The sequence below is a fragment of the Chryseobacterium phocaeense genome (assembly GCF_900169075.1).
Taxonomy (GTDB): Bacteria; Bacteroidota; Bacteroidia; order Flavobacteriales; family Weeksellaceae; genus Chryseobacterium; species Chryseobacterium phocaeense.
This window is the reverse complement of the sequence record NZ_LT827015.1, coordinates 3100051-3119948: the sequence shown is the minus strand read 5'-3', so window position 1 is coordinate 3119948 and position 19898 is coordinate 3100051. Positions and strand designations below refer to the sequence as shown.

Genomic DNA, 19898 nt, shown 5'->3' with positions numbered 1-19898 from the left:
GATTTGATGATGAGTTAATTTGATGATGTGCTAATGTCAATTACGATATGGAAAGAAAGAATGAAATTTTAGATTTAAGTATCAGGTTTTCGTTAGACATCATTAAATATACTGAATTGCTTGAGCATAGCAGAAAGTTTGTCATTGCAAACCAGCTCATGAAAGCGGGAACTTCAATTGGAGCTAATGTTTTTGAAGCACAAAGTGCCGAAAGCAGAGCCGATTTTATCCACAAATTGAAAATTGCCGACAAAGAAGCTAAAGAAGCGGAATACTGGTTATTGCTTTGTGAAAACTCTGAGAACTATAATTTTGATCCGGCTTTAAAAGTCCAGCTGCTAAGTATTCAGAAACTGCTATCTAAAATAATTTCATCTGCCAAGAGATATTAGTGGATTCAACAATCATCGCATCATCAAATTAGCAAATCATCACACCATCAACTAGCACATTTACTATGGTAACAGAACTTTCAAAACAGTTTTCTTTAATAAACTCCTGGATCAATGAATTGAGGAATGTGGATATCCAGCATGACAGAATGAGATTCCGTAGAAATATGGAGCGTATCGGAGAAATTGCCGCTTTTGAGATCAGTAAAGGACTGGAGTATAAAGAAGTGGAAATCCAGACGCCTTTAGATAAAATTAAGGTTCAGGAAATTGCGGTTCAGCCGGTGATCACTACCATTTTAAGAGCGGGAGTGCCATTGTTTGAAGGAATTCTGAATTATCTTGACAGGGCAGACTGCGGCTTTGTTGCGGCATACAGAAAACACGATGCCAATGATTATTTCTCCATCAAACAGGATTATCTTACCTGTCCCAATATTGAAGGAAGACCATTGATTGTGGCTGACCCAATGTTGGCAACAGGAGCCTCCCTGATAGAAGCCATCAAGGATCTTCTGACCAACGGAACTCCAACCCAGCTGCATATTGTTGCTGCCATAGCATCCAGACAAGGCGTTGAAACCATTGAAAAAGCATATCCTGATGCGAAAATATGGGTAGGAGCCATTGACGAAGGACTGACTTCAAAAGGATACATCACACCGGGACTTGGTGATGCCGGAGATTTAAGCTACGGCGAAAAACTTCAGAGATAACTAAGAAAGGTTCCAGAAATCTTTCATCAGGTTTAATAATAAATCAGGCCGTACTTTCTCTATAGGATGCTTTGTATCGGGAAGTATGGCCAATTTTGCATCAGGAATATGCCGGTAAGCACTTACACTTTCTTCTATACTCACCATATGATCCTGATCTCCGGTCATAATCTGTACCGGAATATCAATGTTTTGAAAACTGGCTTCATTCAAAGGTGGATTTTTTCCAAGCGAAATCATCAGGTCCGCAATGGCAAGCAATAGTTGTTTCCATTTTGAACCATGCTGGCTTTCCAGTTGCTCGGCATATCTGGGGATTTTTGAGATTATAATTTCCGGATCCAGCATTTTGCTTTCTTTTAAAGCTTGTTCCTCCGTCCAGTTGAATTTGGTACCTAAAGTGATGATGGAATTAATACTTTCCGGATCCTGTAAGGCGCAGCAAAGTGCTGCATAGCCTCCCATACTGTGCCCGAAAATATACACATCTTTTAAGTTTTCCTGATCTAAATAATTTCTTATTTCCTCCGTATATTTTTCAATGCTGATGCCATTTTCCGGCAATTCCACTTCTCCATGTTCGGAAAATAAAAACCTGTGGATTTTGAAATACCTTGAAAGTTCAGCCTCATAAGGTTTAAAAATATCACTGTGACCCAATGCGCCGTGCAGCAAAAGCAGATTTTTCATGATGAATAGTTTGGCGGAAAATTAGGAAAAAGAAATGGAAACGGAAAGAGGATGTTTTAGAGTGTGAGGATTGAGAGTTTTAGAGTCGGAGTGTTTGAGTGCAGAGGAGCTATCGTGAGTTGTAGAATAGGTAAAGAAACGTCTTAAAGTTAATTTGCAGTTTCACCTATTTGCCTATTTGCCTTTTAGCCTCATCAGCTTCCTTTGCCTTCTTAGCAACCCAGTCATCTAACCCCGGATTTTCACTCGCAAACCCTCTCACTCTCAAACTCTCCGCCTCTCAAACCCCTACACATCAACAGCCATTACCAAAACACTTACCCTATTGTCTCCCGCCTTTAAAATTTCCCAGGCAATAGAAGATACCGTGTTTCCGGTTGTAAAAACATCGTCTATGAGAAGAATATGTTTTCCTGTGATGGGTTTTGAAAGAGAAAAAGGATTTGTGGTTTCCAGGCGGTGTTTCTTGTCTTTTAATGCCTGTGCTTTGGAGTATCTGTTTCTTTGAACCAATTCATGATCAAACGGAATTTTGTAAAAATTTGATAAAACTTCTGTGAACAGATGCAGCTGGTTATACCCTCTTTGCCTTAGTTTCTTTGGGTGTAAAGGAACGGAGACCAGAAGATCCGGCTTTTCATTTTTGAAATCCAGTCGTTCCGAAGTCCACTGGGCCAGAGTTTTTCCTGCGTTTTCCCTGCTTTTGTATTTCAGTTCATGAATAATGGTTCTGCTTAAGCCGTCTTCATCGAATTTCATCAGAGCAAAAGCGTTTTCGACCGGGAAAAAAAGTTTGCATCTTTCTCTGATGGTATTTTCACCATGATAATCAAAATGGGTAAAATGAATATGTTCAAAACAGAGACCACAGACCAGAAGATTGGCGTCTATGATCCGGCTGCAATGGATGCAACGGTTTGGGAAAAATAAATCAAGTATCATTTGTGTGTGTTTTTTTAAATTAGAAGTTAGAAGCTAGAAGTTAGAAGTTGGAGGTTAGAGGTTTAATTTTACACTATCAACTATCAACTATCAACTATCATTTATCACTTATTACATTCTTCCTGATCTTCTCAATTGCGTTTTTCATACTCAGGTTAAAATATTCCTTTTCCAGCCGGACCGGTGGTGCCTGGCGTACTTCACAATCAGAAATACTGCAGGATTCACAGGTGACGCCTACATTGATGGTTTGCAGGGTTGGAGATTTAATAAATCCTATTTTTTTGATGGTTTGCGGAGTCAGTAAGATTCCAAGGCAGTAGCTTCTGTTGCTTCCGTCAGAGAAAGGGTTTTTCTGTGACGTTGAAATAACAAGATAGCTTACTCCCTGATCTTTGTAATGGGAGATCTGGGCATCAGTAATCGTTTCGCTTTCCTTTAGATGGTGAAGATTTTTTACGGCGATCCATCTCCGGCAGTAATGTTCATTCATCGCATTGGCATGGGGCGCCTGCTGGTGATTCAGGTGAAGTTCCTTCAGGATATGGATCTTATCCGAATCTTTTTTCTTGACCAGGCATAAATAAAACAAATCTTTAATTCCTGATTCCGACGAAAGAAGGTTGGTAAGCCGGTAATAAAAAGTTTCCGGTGAGTCCGTAAAGCTTTTAATGAGCTCTTCAAAACCTTTGGGCTCCCAGCTGTGCTGAAGGAAAAAATCTGTTGTTTTTTCAAGCGTTCGCTCCTTTGAGATCAGCAAGGCTCCGGCGAAATAAGAGGCATAGAAATTATTCAGAATTTCTTCAAAGCTTCCAAAATCCAGCCATGAATAGGTATTCGGACGGATTTTCAATTCCAGGACATTAAAGCCTATTTCTTTCGCCAGGATAAATGTTTTCTGATTTTTTTCAAGTTTTTCGTTCAAAAGAAGAAGTTTCTGCTCCGGGATAAAAAGGGAACGCAGGTTGTCCAGAGCTCCGAACTGTTCAAAATTCTCAGAACGTATATTGTAATTAAACTTTTCAGTAAGAAGATGTTCTAAAACAGAAGCCCGCAGATCTTTATTGATCTCCAGTCCGTTTTCTTTGATAAATTCTGTTGCTTTTTCCTCAATTTCAGGAAAATAATTGTCGTAAAGTTCCTGAAAAGACCGGAGAACTGCAAAATAGAAACGTTCCTTTCCTAAATTATAGTTCTGGGAAATCTCAATCAGGGCATTGATGAAAGCTGTTACTTTTTTCGGAGCATCGCTGATGATGCTGATCAGGTTGTTTTTGCTGATTCCAAAAAGATCGAGCGGAATTTCTTTAAAAAAATCCGATTGCAGGATTTCATTGAATGGAGCTAAACTCTTATCCAGTTTTGTAGAAACCAGTTCATCAAAAGTACAGCTCAGTGATTCCGAAAGCTGAATGATCTTGTCATGCTTGGGATATTTTTTCCCGTTTTCAATTTCGTTAAGGTAAGATTTAGACAGTCCGGTCTTCACAGCAAGATCCTGCAGAGACCAGTTTTTCTTTTGTCTCAGCTGTTTCAGCTTAAGTCCGAAAACTGTTTTGATAAAATCACTTTCTGAATTCATACCCAAATATAAATAATTGATTGCGATTATGAGCATAATAAATTTTGAAAATAAAATAGCGAACGTTCGCTGTGTGTGAAAATTTTTATTTATGTTTGTAACATCAAATCACAAAATCAACAGGTTATGGAAACTCAAACCCAATTAAAAATAAGAGCTGATAAGCAATATGACGAGGTTTTTACACCGGAACTGGCGGATTTTCTGGTGGCGCTTCACCAGAACTTCAATTCAAAAAGGCTGGAACTTTTAGAGGAAAGAAAAAATACCCAGGAGAATTTTGATAAAGGAAATCTTCCCGGATTTCTTTCGGAAACTGAAGAGATAAGAAAAGGAAACTGGGTATGCGCTTCTCTCCCGGATGACTTGCTGGATAGAAGGGTAGAGATCACCGGTCCTGTAGACCGGAAAATGATCATTAATGCATTGAATTCCGGCGCATCTACCTTTATGGCTGATTTTGAAGACAGCAACTCGCCGACCTGGGATAACTGTATTCAGGGACAGATTAATCTGGCTGATGCTGTAAGACGTATGATAGATTTCACGGCAGACAACGGGAAATCTTATCAGCTTGATGAAAAAACGGCTGTTCTCCTGGTACGCCCAAGAGGATTACATCTGTCTGAAAAGCATATGGAGATCAATGGGCAGGAAGCATCCGGTTCACTTACTGATTTTGGAATTTATTTTTTCAAGAATGCGGAACAGCTGCTGAAAAATGGTAGCGGACCTTACTTTTATCTTCCAAAACTGGAGCATTATAAAGAAGCCCGATGGTGGAATGATGTTTTTATTTTTTCCCAAAACTACCTTGGAATTTCTGTGGGAACTATTAAAGCTACGGTTTTGATAGAAACCATTACCGCCGCATTCCAGATTGATGAAATTTTATTTGAATTGAAAGAACACAGTGCAGGCCTGAATTGCGGCCGCTGGGATTATATTTTTTCATTTATTAAAAAATTCAGAAACCTTCCCGGTTTTATGGTTCCGGACAGAGATCAGGTCACCATGGCTTCGCCGTTTATGAGTGCATATTCCAAAAGAGTGATCGAAATCTGTCATAAAAGAAATGTTCACGCCATCGGAGGAATGGCAGCACAGATTCCTGTGAAAAATGATGAGGAAGCGAATGATACTGCTTTTGAAAAAGTAAGAAACGACAAAGAACGGGAAGTGAAAAACGGTCATGATGGAACGTGGGTAGCACACCCTGCTTTGGTTCCTGTTGCAAAAGAAGTGTTCAATCAGTATATGCCTGGACAGAATCAGATCGATAAAAAATTTGAATACCATATTAAAGAAGCAGATCTGCTGGAAGTTCCACTGGGACAGATTACCGAGAAAGGCGTAAGAAAAAATATTAATGTCGGAATTCTGTACCTGGAAAGCTGGCTGATGGGAACCGGTGCAGCTGCCATTTACAATCTCATGGAGGATGCCGCTACAGCAGAAATATCAAGAACACAGCTGTGGCAATGGCTGAAAAACGAAGCTGAACTGGATACTGAAAAAACATTAACCCGGGAAATGATTCTCCAATGGGAAGCTGAAGAAATGGACCATATTGAACGTTACGTAGGTGAACAGCGTTTTAAAAACGGAAAATTCAACCTCGCAAAAGAACTTTTCAACGAACTGGTATTCTCTGAAAAATTTGAAGAATTCCTGACATTGAAAGCATACCCGTTTATTGAGTAGGAGAATGGGAGTGTGGGAGGGTTTTAGCGTAACAGTCTTAAGTACAAATAAAAATTGGCAACACTAAAAAGAACTCATAACGTATAACTCATCACTCATCACTCATCACCGATCCTCTTTTAGTCTCCAACCCTTTCACTCTCCAACTCAGAAACCCTCTCACCCTAACCCCTTAACCCTAATCCCTAAAATATTATGAAAACAAGACAAGAACAAATCCAGGCTCTGGAAAACGACTGGCTGAACAATCCACGATGGACCGGCGTAAAAAGAACCTATACTGCGGAAGAAGTATTGAAGCTTCGCGGTTCGTACAAAATAGACTATACCATTGCGACGGAAATGTCCAAAAAATTCTGGGACAAGCTGAATAATCAGGATTTTGTTGCCGGGCTTGGCGCACTCACAGGTAACCAGGCGGTTCAGGAAGTCGATGCCGGTCTCGAAGCCATTTATCTTTCCGGATGGCAGGTGGCTGCTGATGCAAATCTGTCGGGAGAAATGTATCCTGACCAGTCGCTGTATCCGGCTAATTCAGTGCCTTCTGTGGTGAAAAAAATCAATAATGCCTTACTGAGAGCGGATCAGATCCAATCAGTAAGCGGTAATGGAAATAAAGAATATCTGGTTCCGATCATTGCAGATGCTGAAGCAGGATTCGGAGGAAACCTGAATGCTTTTGAGCTGATGAAACAGATGATTGAGGCGGGTGCTGCAGGGGTTCACTTTGAAGACCAGCTTTCTTCAGCAAAAAAATGCGGACATCTTGGTGGAAAAGTTTTGGTACCTACTCAGGAAGCGATTAACAAACTCGTGGCGGCACGTCTGGCCTCGGATGTCTTGGGTGTTCCCTCCATTATTATAGCAAGAACCGATGCGGATGCGGCAGATCTTCTGACTTCAGATATTGATGACAGGGATAAAAGATTCGTGACGGGAGAAAGAACTTCTGAAGGCTTCTATGTGGTGAAGAACGGAGTAGAGCAGGGAATAGACCGGGGGCTTTCCTATGCCCCTTATGCAGACCTGATCTGGATGGAAACTTCTAATCCGGATCTTGAACAGGCACGAAAATTTGCAGAAGGAATTCATGCCCAATTTCCAGGGAAGATGCTGGCTTATAACTGCTCACCATCGTTTAACTGGGCTGCAAAACTGAGTGTGGAGGAAATGGCAGATTTCCGGGAAGAGCTGGCGAAAATGGGATATAAATTCCAGTTTATTACTCTGGCAGGTTTCCATGCGCTGAATACGGCTATGTTTGAACTGGCTCTGGCTTATAAAGAAAGAGGGATGGCAGGATATTCCGAACTGCAGGAGCGTGAGTTTGCCCTTCAGCAGAAAGGATTCAGAGCGGTAAAGCACCAGTCGTTTGTAGGAACCGGCTACTTTGATGAGGTTCAGAATGTGGTAACCAACGGTTCTTCCGCAACGGTAGCGATGAAAGACTCTACAGAAACAGCACAGTTTCATTAATCATTTTCTATATTTAATTAAAATTTTTGATGTAAGCCTTCCCTATTTTGGGAAGGTTTTTTGGGTGAAACGCTTACTAAATTATTCTTTAAATGTTATTTTTTAATAACTGATGTACTTATGATTGATTTTTTTCATCTTTCTTGTCGGGTTGATAGGTGTTTTTTTGTCTCTTTCTGTTATCTTTTTGGAAAAAAGATGTTAACTGCTTTTTTGTTTTATTATTGATAATGAGTAGTTTGTGTGTTTGTTTTGTTAACCAGGATTGTTGTTGTTTTATTTTTCTTTTGAATTGTACTAGTTTTGGAAAAGAGAATTGAAAGAATTATTTAGAAATGTAATAATTGATTATGATTATTAATCTATACAAGAAAATGTAATATTATTTTTTAGAAACAGCAAAGGTCGGCTGTATAAATTGGTGCCCGCCAACAGCTCTTATCTTTTGATGATCACTCTACTCAGGCAGATTGGAATATTTTAAAGTGAAGTAATAATAAAGTAAAAATGAAATCATAAACTTTCTGCTGCGAAAATAGAGTGATGGCTTAAGATCGAGTAACAGATTCTAAAAACACAAATGATGATGATGAAGTAAGTGTCTTTGGGCAGGCCCTGCTTCATCTTTTTTAAATGAAACCCTGATAGAAATCATTGAAATTTAATGTTGCTTCCGTTAGTTTATCATATTAATCGCAATCAAAAGTTTATATATTTGATTGTAAAAGAAAACAGACGGAATGAATTTAGTTTATGAGAAAAATATAACGGTCACCGAAGAGCATATAGATCAGAATAATCATGTGAATAATGTGCAGTATGTACATTGGGTAGAAGAAATGGCAGCAGAGCACTGGGATCATGTAAAGGAAAAAACAGAATACCCCGATGATGTATGGATGCTTGTGGATCACCATATTCAATACAAAAAGCAGGTCTATCTTGATGATATCATTACAGTAAAAACTTACCCAAAAGCCCCGGAAGGAATCAGACAGCCCAGAAAAGTAGAATTTTATTGCCACGGGCAGCTGGTGGTGGATTCACATACCTTATGGGTGCTTTTTGATAAAACTACCGGGAAAATAAAGCGGCTGCCTGAAAACTGGCTGGATAAGCTGAGCGAATAATACGGCTTTACAGGTCTATTCAGAATTTGTAAGCCGAAACCCCTCTGTTTTCTCTAAAAATTTCCGGGTCTTCATACACAGACTCATATAATTCCTGTATTTCTTTCAGATCTACGCTCCGGATGATATTTCCCTGCAGATCCAGCAGGTACCATTCTCCACCGGTTACTGCGTATTCATCAAGATATTCTTCAGGCCTTTTCCATTGGCTGTATTCGTAATACAGGTCAAATTGATAAACGTCTCCGTTTTTATTGGCGAGATATGAATGAGGATTCAGTTCTTCAATCCATTCATATTCAAAAGGGATGATTATTTCAGATTGCAGATTAATCATTCCAAATTTACCTTTTTCCAGTTTTTTCCCGGCACTGGTATACATATCTTCATCTTCGCAGGTAATCTTCGGGCTGATATTTTCATTGAATTCATCAGAGTAAGTCCATGAGAAATCTCCCTGAAACGCTTTTAATCTCGATGTATCGTAAGTCCAGTCCAGATAATTATAGAAAGGTCCTGTTTCAATCCCATAATCATTTAAAATTCCCCATTTTTTATAAACATCAAAAAACCGGATCCATGATTTTTTCTTATCAACCAGCTGACCTTCTGCAATTTTAACCTTAGTTTTATCAGCAAACAAATGAAGAGCTATTTCATTGTCATTATGAGTGATAGCTGCGTTCAGCATGTCACTAACAAATATTTTCTGATAAAAACCGTCAATTAAAAATTCATTCCGATGGTTAACCAAACCAAACCCACCTTCTTTCTCAATGGTGTACATCGTATGGGAATGGATTTCCTCTACAAATTCTAAATTAATTTCAGTAAAAATATGTTCTTTCTCATTATATGCAATCTTTGGAATGCGGTTGGGAATATATCCTTTTTCCTCCTTTATAAAACGTCCTTTGCTATCAAAATAGAACAATTTTTTTATGTGGTTTTGTGAATCTTCTTCATTATCCGGAAACATGGAGCAACAAAACACATTGAAATCCTTATAATATCTGATTTCATAAAAATAGGGAAGAATCAGAATGCTTTGGTTTTTTAGGTCAAATACTCCGGTCAGGTGGAAATAGTTTTTATCAAAATAATGATCGAAGGGCTGGGAAACGATATTGATATTAAAAGTTACCTGATGAAGCGAATGCACATATTCCCCAAGCAGGGCAAAAGGATGTTCCCTGTTTTTTAAATGGAGAATATGCCGGTCATCTATAACGGTTACCGGATAAGCCGCCTGGAAATCACTGCTTTTATGTTTTTCCAGACAGACACTTTCAAGATACTCACGGAAATCCATATCAGGAATGAATTTATACTCAAACCGGCCTGCTGGATTTTCCTGCTCCTGAATTTCTTCATCAGAATACAATTGGTCTTTTCCAAGATAAGTTCTTATAAAATTGTGGGCTTTTTTGAACTCCGGATCTAATTGATCACTATCCATTTTTTGTTATTTTAAAATCAAAGCTAAAATAATTAATTCAAACTTAAGCCTTATCTTTGCATTATGATACGTATTACAAAAATTTTCACATTCGAGACAGCCCATGTGTTGTACAATTATGATGGGAAATGTAAAAATATGCACGGGCATTCCTATAAACTGTTTGTAACCGTGAAAGGAAGACCTGTTAATGATCTGGAGAATCCCAAAAACGGGATGGTTGTAGATTTTGGGGATATTAAAAGTATCGTAAAATCTGAGATTGTAGATGTTTGGGATCATGCCGTTCTTGTGAATGCCTTATCTCCGCATAAAGAACTTGGAGAAGACCTTGAAAACAAAGGACATAAAGTGATCTATTGCAGCTTCCAGCCGACCTGCGAAAATATGCTGTACGCTATTGCTGCCAAAATAAAATCAAAACTTCCGGCTGAGGTTTCTCTTGCCTACCTTAAACTTCACGAAACGGAAAACTCTTACGGAGAGTGGTTCGCAGAAGATAATAAATAACAGATATTTACCTATAAAAGCTCAGACCGGTGTTAAAAACAATTATTAATTTAGAGCCTGGAAAAAAAGTCTACTTCGCTTCAGATCAGCATTTTGGAGCTCCTAATCCGAAGGAGAGTAAAATGCGTGAAGAGAAATTTATCCGCTGGATGGATGAGATCAAGGAAGATGCGCAGGTTTTGTTTTTAATGGGTGATCTTTTTGACTTCTGGCATGAATGGAAGCACGTTATTCCCAAAGGCTACGTAAGAGTTCTTGGAAAAATAGCCGAGCTGAAAGACAGGGGAATTCACATTTATTTTTTTGTAGGAAACCATGATCTATGGATGAAAGACTACCTGGAAGAGGAGATCGGGTGTACTGTTTTTTATCAGAAGCAGTATTTTGAAATGGGAGGAAAACAGTTTCTGCTGGCTCACGGAGATGGGCTGGGGCCTGGCGACAAAGGGTACAAAAGAATGAAAAAGCTGTTCACTAATCCTGTTGCCCAATGGTTTTTCAAATGGCTGCACCCGGATATTGCCATGAAGTTTGCCCTCTATCTTTCCCAGAAAAATAAAATGATCTCCGGGGAAGAAGATAAAGCCTTTTTAGGTGAGGATAAGGAATTCCTGGTTATTTACTCGAAAGAAAAACTGAAAACCCAGAAAATTGATTATTTCATTTATGGACACCGTCATCTTCCGATGGTGCTGGAATTGGAACCTAATGCAAAATACATCAACCTGGGAGACTGGATTTCTTATTTTACGTATGGGGTTTTTGAAAAGGATTTTGAATTGAAAACTTTTAAGGACGGGACACAAAAAAATTACCCCTGAGAGAGAGGTAATCTCCGAATGAACCGAAGCCCACTCTTGTTTTTAATCCATATTCCGAATAGGTAATTGCAATAAGTTTACCAAAATATAATTCATCGGAAAAAAAATAATAAAGAAATATGTTTTTATTTCGTAATTGATTCATTATGAGTATGTAGTGAATTAAAAAAAATCTCAAAAAAAATTGAAAAATATATTCAGTATACGGACAGAGCAGGATTTCCTGACTGCAGCGATAACCACTTTCAGGTATCAATATGAAAACATTGAGATCTACAGGAAGTTTGTGGATTTTCTGAAAATTGATGCAGAGAAAGTTGATAGTCTGACAAAAATTCCTTTTCTGCCGATAGAAATGTTTAAAAATCATCAGATCCTGGATGAAAACACTACGGCTGACCTGTTTTTTCAGAGCTCAGGGACTACTCAGATGAATCTTTCAAAACATTTTATTGCAGATCCGGCTTTATATGAAGAAAGTATTTACAGAAGTTTTGAAAAATTTATAGGAAAACCTGAAGACTTTATCTTTCTGGGACTTCTTCCGAGCTATCTCGAAAAGCAGAATTCCTCACTGATTTATATGGTGGATTATCTGATGAAAAAATCTGCAAAGCCGGAAAACGGATATTTTCTCTACAACCATTCTGAGTTACTTGAACTTTTAACCAGGCTCAAAGATAAAAAAGTGATTCTTTTCGGAGTGTCTTTTGCGTTGCTGGATTTTCTGGATACCGCAGCAGCATCGGGACTTTCGATATCAGGATCTGAACATCTTACCGTTATTGAAACGGGTGGAATGAAAGGAAGAAAAGAAGAAATGACCAAAGATGAACTTCTGAAAATTTTACAGGATGGTTTTAAAACAGAGAAGATCTATTCAGAATATTCAATGACGGAACTGCTTTCACAGGCCTATTCTCTCGGGAACAATGAATATCAATGCCCGGAGTGGATGAAAATTTTAGTCCGCAATGCGGAAGATCCTTTCTCCTACGAAAAAGAAGGAAGAACAGGAGCAATTAATATTATTGACCTTGCCAATATCCATTCCTGTTCTTTTATTGCCACACAGGATCTGGGAAAAACACTTTCCGGTGATCGTTTCCAGGTATTGGGAAGAATAGACCATTCCGATATCCGGGGATGCAGTCTGTTAGTGAGCTAAGTTTGAGCGTGGGAGAGTGAGAGAGTCTGAGAGTATCAGTGTTGGAGCGTATGAGCGTTGGTGAGATTCAGATCGCTTGATTTTGTTTAATATTTCTTAAAAAACTTTCAGCGGTCAGATAATTAAATTTTAACTTTCCCTAAACCCTAAACCCTAAACCCTAAACCCTAAACCCTAAACCCTAAACCCTAAACCCTAAACCCTAAACCCTAATCAATGCTCAAAATAGAAGAACTTGTACATGCCTACATCCATTCCCACTGCGATTTTGAAAAAGAAATTGTACTGACGAATTATTTCCAGGCAGACTGGGAGGCGGATATGCTCTTCATTGATGCTGAGGGATTCAGTCATGAAATAGAAATCAAACTTTCAAAAAGTGACTTTAAAAATGATTTTAAAAAATCATACCTTAATAAAGATACCGGTGAAAAATTCCTGAAGCATGATAAAATTTCCTGTGGCGATTATGTCTGTAATGCTTTCAGCTTTCTTCTTCCGATGGGAATGATAGATCATGCTGTAATTCCGGAACATTGCGGAATTATTGAATTCTACCATAATGAGGACACCTGGGAAACTGAATTTTATCTCATCCGGAAACCTACGAGAGTCCATGAAGACTCTTACTGGAAGCTGAATGATAAGGACCTTTTTATCCGCAAAATGGCCCTCAATTTACTCCAGCGCAAGCTGGAAATTAAAGGAAAACATGAAGAACTGATCTTTAAAAATCCTTTTGAGATCAGAAAAATAAAATAGCCTGAGTTCGGAGTGAGACATTTTTGTTTTTCAATAGGGTCAGGAAGTTTGAAGATCGAAGCGGGAAGTTCCTGAAGCCTGAAACAGAACTTTAAACAATTTTTATTAATTTTTTAAAGCCAGATTGATCAAATTTCATGATTGCTGTTTAAAATTATTGGCTGCTATTAACTTCCAGCCTCTTACTTCCAGCCACTTTATCTTGAACTCATATTAAATAAAAAAATCCTGTCAGACGACAGGATTTTGTATGGATATCATCATGAAGATATTAATCAGGAACTTCTGCGGTGTCTCTCTGAAGAAGGAATTTGTAAACCAAACCTCCCACAACTCCTCCTAAGATAGGTGCTGCCCAGAACAGCCAAAGCTGTGACATCGCCAGCCCGCCCGCAAAAATAGCCTGTGACAGTGATCTTGCCGGGTTTACTGAAGTATTTGTGATGGGAATTGAGATAAGGTGGATCAGGGTAAGCGCCAGACCGATCGCAATGCCGGCAAATTTTCCGTTAGCCCATTTGTCTGTAGCCCCCATTATAACAATCAGGAAGAAAGCTGTTAGTAAGAATTCGGCAAGGAATGCTGCTCCCATACTGAACGCTTTACCATTGTACACCGCTTCTCCGTAGAAATTGGTAGCAAAAGCTCCCGGTTTTGAAAAGTCTACAACTCCCGCGCCGTTAAGAATCACATAAAGACATCCTGCCGCTGCAAGAGCACCAAGACATTGTGCTACGATGTAAGGAATCAGGTCTTTTGCAGGAAATCTTCCTCCGGCTAAAAGTCCGAAAGATACTGCCGGATTGAAATGTCCGCCAGAAATATGCCCGACGGCATAAGCCATCGTAAGAACCGTAAGACCAAATGCTAGGGATACCCCAAGTAGGCCAATTCCGATATCGGGAACTCCGGCGGCAAAAACTGCACTTCCGCAGCCTCCGAAGACAAGCCAAAAGGTGCCGAAAAATTCAGCAAAAAGTTTTTTTATCATGTTGTTTATTTAAAAATGTATCTCAAATGTAAAATTTAAATTTTATAAAAAAAAGTTAAAATGTAAAAAATAATTAACTTTTAGTAAGTTAAAATTCAGGATTTAGTAATTTGGTTTAATGTTTGTTAAGAATTTTTTTTAGAATGACATTGTGTGAAAGTTAAATGCTGCAACATAATTGTTTATCTTTCGTTTAGTAATTTAAAGCATGGTTAATGAGAAAGTTTTTTTGTGTGGCACTGGTGCCCTTTATGTACAGCTTTTATTATTCGCAGGCAGTAAAGAAAGCACTTCCCTGTTATGATCTGACATCGGTCCTCAAAGTAGAGCCTACAGCTTTGTATAAACCGCATCTGGACGCTTCCAAAAGTTTTGGGGTAAAGCTGCTGAAAGATTCCAAAACAGTACAGAAATACATTAACAGCGGAAAATTCCATAAAATAAAGAAAACATCAAAGGGCTATCGGGTACAGAAACTTGATTACAGCAGGGCTTATATGGTTTCCAAAGCCAAAACCACCCTTGAGAAGATGGGCGCCAGGTTCAGCAAAGAGACCAAAGGACATACTTTCACCGTTTCTTCCATCACCAGAACACTGGAAGACCAGTGCAGACTGAGAAAAGTAAATTCCAATGCATCACTGGGAATCAGTTCGCACAATTACGGGAATTCCTTTGATATTTCTTATATCCGGTTCAATAATGTGCTGAAATATAATCCGAAAATGGAGGCTGCACTGGAAAAGGTTTTGAAATATTATGCAAATGCAGGGAGGATTTACTACATCAAAGAAAGACAGCAGAGCTGCTATCATATTACTGTAAGGAACTATTGACTATTTTTGAGATGATAATAGAGATTTCCTGTTCATACCACATTTTCATAAATAAGTCACAAAACACCTTTCTATTCTGAATACTTTTTATTCCCGCTCTGGATTAAATTTATTTTACAAATAATAAATTTATGATGCGATTATTTGTGCAGGATGTTTAGTTTGTATAATTTTATGCCACTAAACAAACCATGAAATTATGAACGAAAACGAGTACAAACTGGCCTCAGCCGAGTGGGGCAGATGCGTTTCAGACTATCAAAAGGTATCAAGCCTAATTCCTACCAATTACATTTTCGAGCTGAATTCTGATCAGATCGGTAAAATCACAGAAAAAAACCAGTATATCGACCTTTGTGCAGAGGTGGGTGTATATGGCGGGCAGCTGGTTCTTATTTTCCTTCCTCTGGATGCACAGGGGCATGTAGACAAAGGTGTGACAGAGTATCAGTATACCACTCTGGTACCTCTTAAGCATGATATCAGACTGCAGGAAACAAAAGAATTTACCGTTGTGAAGAACGCGGTTCTTTCCAGTGATCTTACGAAAGTGGATGATAATACCAATATGTCTTTTCCTGTTTCGGAACAGCCTGTCCTTGATCAGGATATTGCCGTAGATGCTATTGAACGCTGGAGAAACGAAGGAATGGAGTGGTTCTTCCGTGAGTGCACTGAATTTCACGGAGAAAGGATTTTCAGAAGATTTTATATTCCAAAAGAAGATCTTACCCATCCTTATCCGGAAGTAACAGGTATTAAATGTTCATTCGGACTGAGATATAATGATATTTACCAGAGAATGCTGGTGACCCTTATCTTTATTTCTTTCCATGAGCTTCTTCAGAAAGGAACTTCTGAAACTGTTATTTCCAATACCTATGACTGGGCGAAACCATGTCCGCCTGTATGCCGTATTCCTGAACTTGGATCTTAAATACGTAGTGTAACGGGAATGACAGATTTTTTTAAAGCCATTTTATTCCTGAACTATGGTCTGCTGCTGTCCGTCATCATTTTGGGAGCAGCAAAATACCGCATTTTACATACTAAAGAAAAGCAATATTTTCACTGTATTGCTTTTCTTTTTTTTATTGAATTACTGAACCTGGCCCTGCCATATGTGTTCAATCTTAATGATACCTCGTTTCTGTACCCGCTGTATATAGCAGGAGAATTTTTTCTGCTGACCGCTTTATTCATCAGGAAACTGAATTTTCCAAAATATTTTCCTGGCATTACAGCAGTACTGGCAGTGGGATTTATGGTATCAAAATATACATTTAATTTTCCTTTCAACAGTGATATTGTGAAGGTGGTTTCCAATATTATAATCATCTGTCTTTCGGGGTTTGCCCTGATCCGTGAAATCAGGGATGCGTCTACACAGAACCGTTTTCTCCTTGTGGATGCCTGTATTTTTTTCTATTATTCCGTTTCGGTGTTTGTTTTTATTATTCAGCACCAGCTCGCGAACCTGTCGGAAAATGACTATTATATTATTCTGAGTGTGAATAATATCCTGTCGAGCATTTTATACTGTTCATTTTTATATACCTTCATCAGATTAAAGAAGTAACCTTAAATATTAGCCTGCTGATCCTTATAATTGTTACCATAACAGTTATTGTTTCGTTTATTCTCCTTGCCTACAGATCTTTTATCAGCCGGATTATCAAGGAAAAGAATGTCCAGCATGAAGCTGAGGTTCTTCATCAGAAAAATCTTGTGCTTGAAAACATCAAAGCACAGGAAGAAGAAAGAAAAAGAATAGCCGTGATGATTCACGATGATATCGGAAACAGGCTTAATATCCTTTCCTTATGGCTGAATAATCTGGATACCAAAGGTGATGAGGTGATCAAGAAGAATATTTACAGCCAGATGTCATCCCTTATTGATGCCGCCCGAAGTATTTCCCATTCATTGTATCCTGTCAACCTTGAGTCCGTGGGCTTTGTGTTGTATGTGGAAGAGCTGATCGCGAATCTTTCCCACAAGATCAATATCTCCATGCAGGTAATGCCAGGCTTTGAGAAAAAAGATATCTTTGTAGAAGTGCAGCTGTACCGCATTATTCAGGAATTTACCACCAATGTGATCAAGCATTCCACAGCTACGGATCTTTGGATCTACATCAAGGACTATCCCCAACATATGGCGGTCATTATTTCTGATAACGGACAAGGATTTGACTATGATCTCGTGAAAAAAGGAATGGGGATCAAAAATATCGAATCCAGAATAAAATCCATGAATGCCACCCACAAGTGGAAAAGCGTCTTAAATAAAGGAAGCCGATTAATAATTTTAATTCCCGGAAACCATGAACCACCAAATCAAAATAGCATTAATTGATGATGAACAGCTGATCCTTGAAGGGGTGAAAATGCTGCTTTCAAACGAAAAAAATATATCCGTATGCCTTACTTCCAATAACGGCCCGGATTTTATTGAAAAACTGGGAAGCCTTTCCGCAAATGAATTTCCGCATATCGCTTTGGTAGACGTACAGATGCAGCCTATGAACGGTTTTGAACTTGTAGAAATTCTCAAAGAAAAATATCCGGACCTCAGAATCATCATCCTCTCATCCCATTATAAAACTTCCATTTTAGGATATATGGTGAAGCTGGGAGTTTCAGCCTTTCTTCCAAAGAATTCAGACCGGAAAACATTCATCGATGCCATTACCATGGTCTATAAAAACGGAGTTTTCTTTACTGCCGAAGATCATCAGATGCTGTTTACCTACATGAACAGTTCGGCCAAGAAAAAGTCTCTTTTTGAAATGGATGATGAACTTTCCGAAAGGGAAAAAGATGTTGTGAAACTGATCTGCCAGGAATTTACCAATAACGAGATCGGGGAAAAGCTCTTCATCAGCCCCAGAACCGTGGAAAGCCACCGCCAGCGGATCCTCGAAAAGATTGGAGCCAAAAATACGGTGGGTATCGTGATCTATGCTGTCGTCAATAATATATATTCTCTTGATAAAATGTAATTCCGTAGAAATACGGAATTTTTTATTTGGTATTTTTCACGCTAGTATTCCTTGTTCATCTTCCGTTAATTTGAAAAATAAGTTTGGGCACGATCACAGAATGAATTGGTTATGCAGAAAAAACTTTAATGATTAAAGCAACACAGCGATGGAAAACGATATTATAGTATCTGTCGGGATTTTTTTTGACGGAACCGGAAACAACGGAATCAATGCCAATACGGACCCAAATAAGAGACCTGCAATTAATAACGAAAGCTACAAAGGAGCACCGACCAATGTTTATAAATTATTCAATGTATTCAACAGTACTTATAAAATATACATCGAAGGAATTGGAACCGTTACCGGAGGCGAAGACAGTAATTTTGCAATGGCCACCTGTGCCAACCCTCCCGATGCCACAGGATATTCTTCGGATGACAAATTGCAGAAAGCGGATATTTTTGTACAAAATACAGTGAATGATAAAAATGCGGAATACCATTTCTATGTGTATGGATTCAGCAGAGGAAGTATGCTCGCCAGGGAATTCTGTAACCAGCTTGCGGCGAAATATCCTTCGGTGAATGTTAGCATAAAGTTTCTGGGCGTTTTTGATACTGTGGAGTCCAAGCCATTCAATACTTATGATATGAACCTGCCACAGGAGGTGGAAAATGCGCTTCATATATGTGCCGTAAACGAGTGCCGGTTCTTTTTTCCACTGACCGGGTTTTTTGAAAATTCAAAAAATATGCAGGATACCAAAACGGAAACAGGAAGTTCGGTATGGAAAGAAGTTTTTGTTCCCGGTGCGCATGCGGATGTAGGCGGAGGTTATCTGGAAGCGCCCCATTCGGTATATATTTCAACCGATTTTATTAATGAGAAAGATCTGCAGGACTATGTTTCTGATGTCAGAAATGCCAAAACCGATGCTGAAGGCAATAAAATCTGGGATGCGCTGCTTGAAAGTTTTCAGATTGAGAAAGGCGTTGTTCTGTCCCAGGCTTATGTTTCAAGGGAAATCATATTCAATACGCTTCCGCTGGTCTACGGAAGATTAATGCTTGATGAAACCAATAATGCAGTTCCAGGTATTTTCAATACAGATCTTACCCATTCAGGGCTTGAAATTACAGATGATACTTTCCTGTCTGATTTTTACACGAAACTCACTGCTTATGTTAATAGTTTCTCACCTGAAATGAAACCTTTTTATGATTATGCCGAATTTGCTCCATATACCCATATTTCCGCCAATTTCGGACTGTATCATGATGAAACATTGAAGAAAACAGCCGATGAAATCGAAGCTGAAATGATCAACAACGGCCTGAATGTTCCCAGCAGCACCTCTGTAGACCGTGGAATCCATACCAGGTTTCTCACCGAACTGCACCTTCCAGAAGACAGCTTCGTCGCAGATTTCCTATATGGGACCAACGTTCCTAATAATGATATCTGGAGCCGTACAATTGAAATAAGATCCTTTGCGGCCGAACAGAATTAATATATAATGTTAGTACTTTTCAGTTTTAAATTTAGGTTAGGAGGGGGTGTCTGTATGGCGCCCCTTCTTTTATTAATGGCGAAAAGGTGAAAAGGCAAAACAGCGAAAAGGCTAATTTGCAAATTTGCCCTTCCTCCTTCTCAGCTTTCTTTGCCTCCTTTGCCGTTTCGCTATTTAGCCATTTCACCCTTTTGCCTTTTCACATATCACTATTCATTTC

General features: G+C 38.9%; 20 protein-coding genes and 1 pseudogene. 15 read left to right on the top strand and 6 right to left on the bottom strand.

Translation table 11 applies throughout. The features are described 5' to 3' along the window. Nucleotides 1-47: 47 nt before the first annotated feature. Both B7E04_RS20975 and upp read left to right on the top strand, forming a co-directional pair. Nucleotides 48-392, top strand: coding sequence for a four helix bundle protein (locus B7E04_RS20975; RefSeq protein WP_080780465.1), 345 nt, complete (start codon nucleotides 48-50; stop codon nucleotides 390-392). Between the two features lie 65 nt (nucleotides 393-457). Then, nucleotides 458-1108 carry a uracil phosphoribosyltransferase gene (gene upp / locus B7E04_RS20970; RefSeq protein ID WP_080780464.1) on the top strand — a complete coding sequence of 217 codons (651 nt, stop codon included), beginning with the start codon at nucleotides 458-460 and terminating at the stop codon, nucleotides 1106-1108. Here upp and B7E04_RS20965 read toward each other — a convergent pair whose 3' ends face one another. The 3 genes from B7E04_RS20965 to B7E04_RS20955 form a co-directional block, all read right to left on the bottom strand. Further along, nucleotides 1109-1798 (bottom strand): alpha/beta fold hydrolase, encoded by a 690-nt coding sequence (locus tag B7E04_RS20965; protein ID WP_080780463.1) that lies wholly within the window; start codon nucleotides 1796-1798, stop codon nucleotides 1109-1111. It lies immediately after the preceding gene. A 288-nt stretch (nucleotides 1799-2086) separates the two neighbouring features. Then, complete coding sequence (locus B7E04_RS20960; protein ID WP_080780462.1) at nucleotides 2087-2740, bottom strand: ComF family protein; 654 nt, start codon at nucleotides 2738-2740, stop codon at nucleotides 2087-2089. 97 nt (nucleotides 2741-2837) lie between these two features. Continuing rightward, nucleotides 2838-4322, bottom strand: coding sequence for a helix-turn-helix domain-containing protein (locus B7E04_RS20955; protein ID WP_080780461.1), 1485 nt, complete (start codon nucleotides 4320-4322; stop codon nucleotides 2838-2840). A gap of 126 nt (nucleotides 4323-4448) precedes the next feature. On the opposite strand from B7E04_RS20955, the gene aceB reads away from it, so the two are divergent. The 3 genes from aceB (at nucleotide 4449) to B7E04_RS20940 (ending at nucleotide 8632) form a co-directional block, all read left to right on the top strand. Further along, on the top strand, nucleotides 4449-6026 hold the full coding sequence (gene aceB, locus B7E04_RS20950) for a malate synthase A (RefSeq protein WP_080780460.1): 1578 nt from the start codon (nucleotides 4449-4451) through the stop codon (nucleotides 6024-6026). 195 nt (nucleotides 6027-6221) lie between these two features. Then, on the top strand, nucleotides 6222-7502 hold the full coding sequence (gene aceA / locus B7E04_RS20945) for an isocitrate lyase (protein WP_080780459.1): 1281 nt from the start codon (nucleotides 6222-6224) through the stop codon (nucleotides 7500-7502). Between the two features lie 740 nt (nucleotides 7503-8242). Further along, a complete protein-coding gene (locus B7E04_RS20940; RefSeq protein WP_080780458.1) occupies nucleotides 8243-8632 on the top strand; it encodes an acyl-CoA thioesterase in 390 nt (129 codons plus the stop codon). A gap of 19 nt (nucleotides 8633-8651) precedes the next feature. On the opposite strand, the gene B7E04_RS20935 is transcribed toward B7E04_RS20940, so the two are convergent. Further along, on the bottom strand, nucleotides 8652-10091 hold the full coding sequence (locus tag B7E04_RS20935; RefSeq protein ID WP_080780457.1) for a hypothetical protein: 1440 nt from the start codon (nucleotides 10089-10091) through the stop codon (nucleotides 8652-8654). Nucleotides 10092-10154: 63 nt separating this feature from the next. Between B7E04_RS20935 and B7E04_RS20930 the strand changes: the two genes are divergently transcribed. The 4 genes from B7E04_RS20930 (at nucleotide 10155) to B7E04_RS20915 (ending at nucleotide 13352) form a co-directional block, all read left to right on the top strand. Beyond that, nucleotides 10155-10601 carry a 6-pyruvoyl trahydropterin synthase family protein gene (locus B7E04_RS20930; protein ID WP_040998146.1) on the top strand — a complete coding sequence of 149 codons (447 nt, stop codon included), beginning with the start codon at nucleotides 10155-10157 and terminating at the stop codon, nucleotides 10599-10601. 29 nt (nucleotides 10602-10630) lie between these two features. After that, on the top strand, nucleotides 10631-11422 hold the full coding sequence (locus B7E04_RS20925) for a UDP-2,3-diacylglucosamine diphosphatase (protein ID WP_080780456.1): 792 nt from the start codon (nucleotides 10631-10633) through the stop codon (nucleotides 11420-11422). Between the two features lie 184 nt (nucleotides 11423-11606). After that, nucleotides 11607-12590 (top strand): LuxE/PaaK family acyltransferase, encoded by a 984-nt coding sequence (locus tag B7E04_RS20920; RefSeq protein ID WP_080780455.1) that lies wholly within the window; start codon nucleotides 11607-11609, stop codon nucleotides 12588-12590. A 216-nt stretch (nucleotides 12591-12806) separates the two neighbouring features. Beyond that, nucleotides 12807-13352: a hypothetical protein gene (locus B7E04_RS20915; RefSeq protein ID WP_080780454.1), complete on the top strand. Its 546-nt coding sequence runs from the start codon at nucleotides 12807-12809 to the stop codon at nucleotides 13350-13352. A gap of 271 nt (nucleotides 13353-13623) precedes the next feature. On the opposite strand, the gene aqpZ is transcribed toward B7E04_RS20915, so the two are convergent. Then, on the bottom strand, nucleotides 13624-14340 hold the full coding sequence (gene aqpZ, locus B7E04_RS20910; protein WP_080780763.1) for an aquaporin Z: 717 nt from the start codon (nucleotides 14338-14340) through the stop codon (nucleotides 13624-13626). A gap of 218 nt (nucleotides 14341-14558) precedes the next feature. Here aqpZ and B7E04_RS20905 point away from each other — a divergent pair, with 218 nt between their 5' ends. The 3 genes from B7E04_RS20905 (at nucleotide 14559) to B7E04_RS20895 (ending at nucleotide 16758) form a co-directional block, all read left to right on the top strand. Further along, nucleotides 14559-15179 (top strand): DUF5715 family protein, encoded by a 621-nt coding sequence (locus B7E04_RS20905; protein ID WP_080780453.1) that lies wholly within the window; start codon nucleotides 14559-14561, stop codon nucleotides 15177-15179. Between the two features lie 199 nt (nucleotides 15180-15378). Continuing rightward, the gene (locus tag B7E04_RS20900) at nucleotides 15379-16116 is read left to right on the top strand and encodes a hypothetical protein (RefSeq protein WP_080780452.1); all 738 of its coding nucleotides are present in this window, start codon (nucleotides 15379-15381) and stop codon (nucleotides 16114-16116) included. Nucleotides 16117-16134: 18 nt separating this feature from the next. Next, nucleotides 16135-16758 (top strand): hypothetical protein, encoded by a 624-nt coding sequence (locus tag B7E04_RS20895; protein ID WP_080780451.1) that lies wholly within the window; start codon nucleotides 16135-16137, stop codon nucleotides 16756-16758. A 2-nt stretch (nucleotides 16759-16760) separates the two neighbouring features. Here the strand turns inward: B7E04_RS20895 and B7E04_RS22580 are convergent, their stop codons facing one another. After that, nucleotides 16761-16895, bottom strand: a complete 135-nt coding sequence (locus B7E04_RS22580; protein ID WP_262484668.1) for a hypothetical protein — start codon at nucleotides 16893-16895, stop codon at nucleotides 16761-16763. Nucleotides 16896-16907: 12 nt separating this feature from the next. On the opposite strand from B7E04_RS22580, the gene B7E04_RS20890 reads away from it, so the two are divergent. The 3 genes and pseudogenes from B7E04_RS20890 to B7E04_RS22715 form a co-directional block, all read left to right on the top strand. Continuing rightward, nucleotides 16908-17537 (top strand): sensor histidine kinase, encoded by a 630-nt coding sequence (locus B7E04_RS20890; protein ID WP_228440009.1) that lies wholly within the window; start codon nucleotides 16908-16910, stop codon nucleotides 17535-17537. Continuing rightward, complete coding sequence (locus B7E04_RS20885) at nucleotides 17506-18183, top strand: response regulator transcription factor (RefSeq protein WP_080780449.1); 678 nt, start codon at nucleotides 17506-17508, stop codon at nucleotides 18181-18183. The genes B7E04_RS20890 and B7E04_RS20885 overlap by 32 nt, the downstream gene beginning before the upstream one ends. 148 nt (nucleotides 18184-18331) lie before the next feature. Next, a pseudogene (locus B7E04_RS22715) lies at nucleotides 18332-18955 on the top strand (T6SS phospholipase effector Tle1-like catalytic domain-containing protein); the annotation flags it as partial. Between the last annotated feature and the right edge of the window lie 943 nt (nucleotides 18956-19898).

Excerpts from the sequence above, each read along its gene's own strand:
- B7E04_RS20955 (WP_080780461.1), bottom strand. The coding sequence starts at position 4,322 with ATGAATTCAGAAAGTGATTTTATCAAAACAGTTTTCGGACTTAAGCTG.
- B7E04_RS20905 (WP_080780453.1), top strand. The coding sequence starts at position 14,559 with ATGAGAAAGTTTTTTTGTGTGGCACTGGTGCCCTTTATGTACAGCTTT.
- B7E04_RS20940 (WP_080780458.1), top strand. The coding sequence starts at position 8,243 with ATGAATTTAGTTTATGAGAAAAATATAACGGTCACCGAAGAGCATATA.
- aceA (WP_080780459.1), top strand. The coding sequence starts at position 6,222 with ATGAAAACAAGACAAGAACAAATCCAGGCTCTGGAAAACGACTGGCTG.
- B7E04_RS20900 (WP_080780452.1), top strand. The coding sequence starts at position 15,379 with ATGAACGAAAACGAGTACAAACTGGCCTCAGCCGAGTGGGGCAGATGC.
- B7E04_RS22580 (WP_262484668.1), bottom strand. The coding sequence starts at position 16,895 with ATGAAGAACCTCAGCTTCATGCTGGACATTCTTTTCCTTGATAATCCG.
- aceB (WP_080780460.1), top strand. The coding sequence starts at position 4,449 with ATGGAAACTCAAACCCAATTAAAAATAAGAGCTGATAAGCAATATGAC.
- B7E04_RS20975 (WP_080780465.1), top strand. The coding sequence starts at position 48 with ATGGAAAGAAAGAATGAAATTTTAGATTTAAGTATCAGGTTTTCGTTA.
- B7E04_RS20915 (WP_080780454.1), top strand. The coding sequence starts at position 12,807 with ATGCTCAAAATAGAAGAACTTGTACATGCCTACATCCATTCCCACTGC.
- upp (WP_080780464.1), top strand. The coding sequence starts at position 458 with ATGGTAACAGAACTTTCAAAACAGTTTTCTTTAATAAACTCCTGGATC.
- B7E04_RS20895 (WP_080780451.1), top strand. The coding sequence starts at position 16,135 with ATGACAGATTTTTTTAAAGCCATTTTATTCCTGAACTATGGTCTGCTG.
- B7E04_RS20935 (WP_080780457.1), bottom strand. The coding sequence starts at position 10,091 with ATGGATAGTGATCAATTAGATCCGGAGTTCAAAAAAGCCCACAATTTT.
- B7E04_RS20930 (WP_040998146.1), top strand. The coding sequence starts at position 10,155 with ATGATACGTATTACAAAAATTTTCACATTCGAGACAGCCCATGTGTTG.
- B7E04_RS20960 (WP_080780462.1), bottom strand. The coding sequence starts at position 2,740 with ATGATACTTGATTTATTTTTCCCAAACCGTTGCATCCATTGCAGCCGG.
- B7E04_RS20885 (WP_080780449.1), top strand. The coding sequence starts at position 17,506 with ATGAACCACCAAATCAAAATAGCATTAATTGATGATGAACAGCTGATC.
- B7E04_RS20965 (WP_080780463.1), bottom strand. The coding sequence starts at position 1,798 with ATGAAAAATCTGCTTTTGCTGCACGGCGCATTGGGTCACAGTGATATT.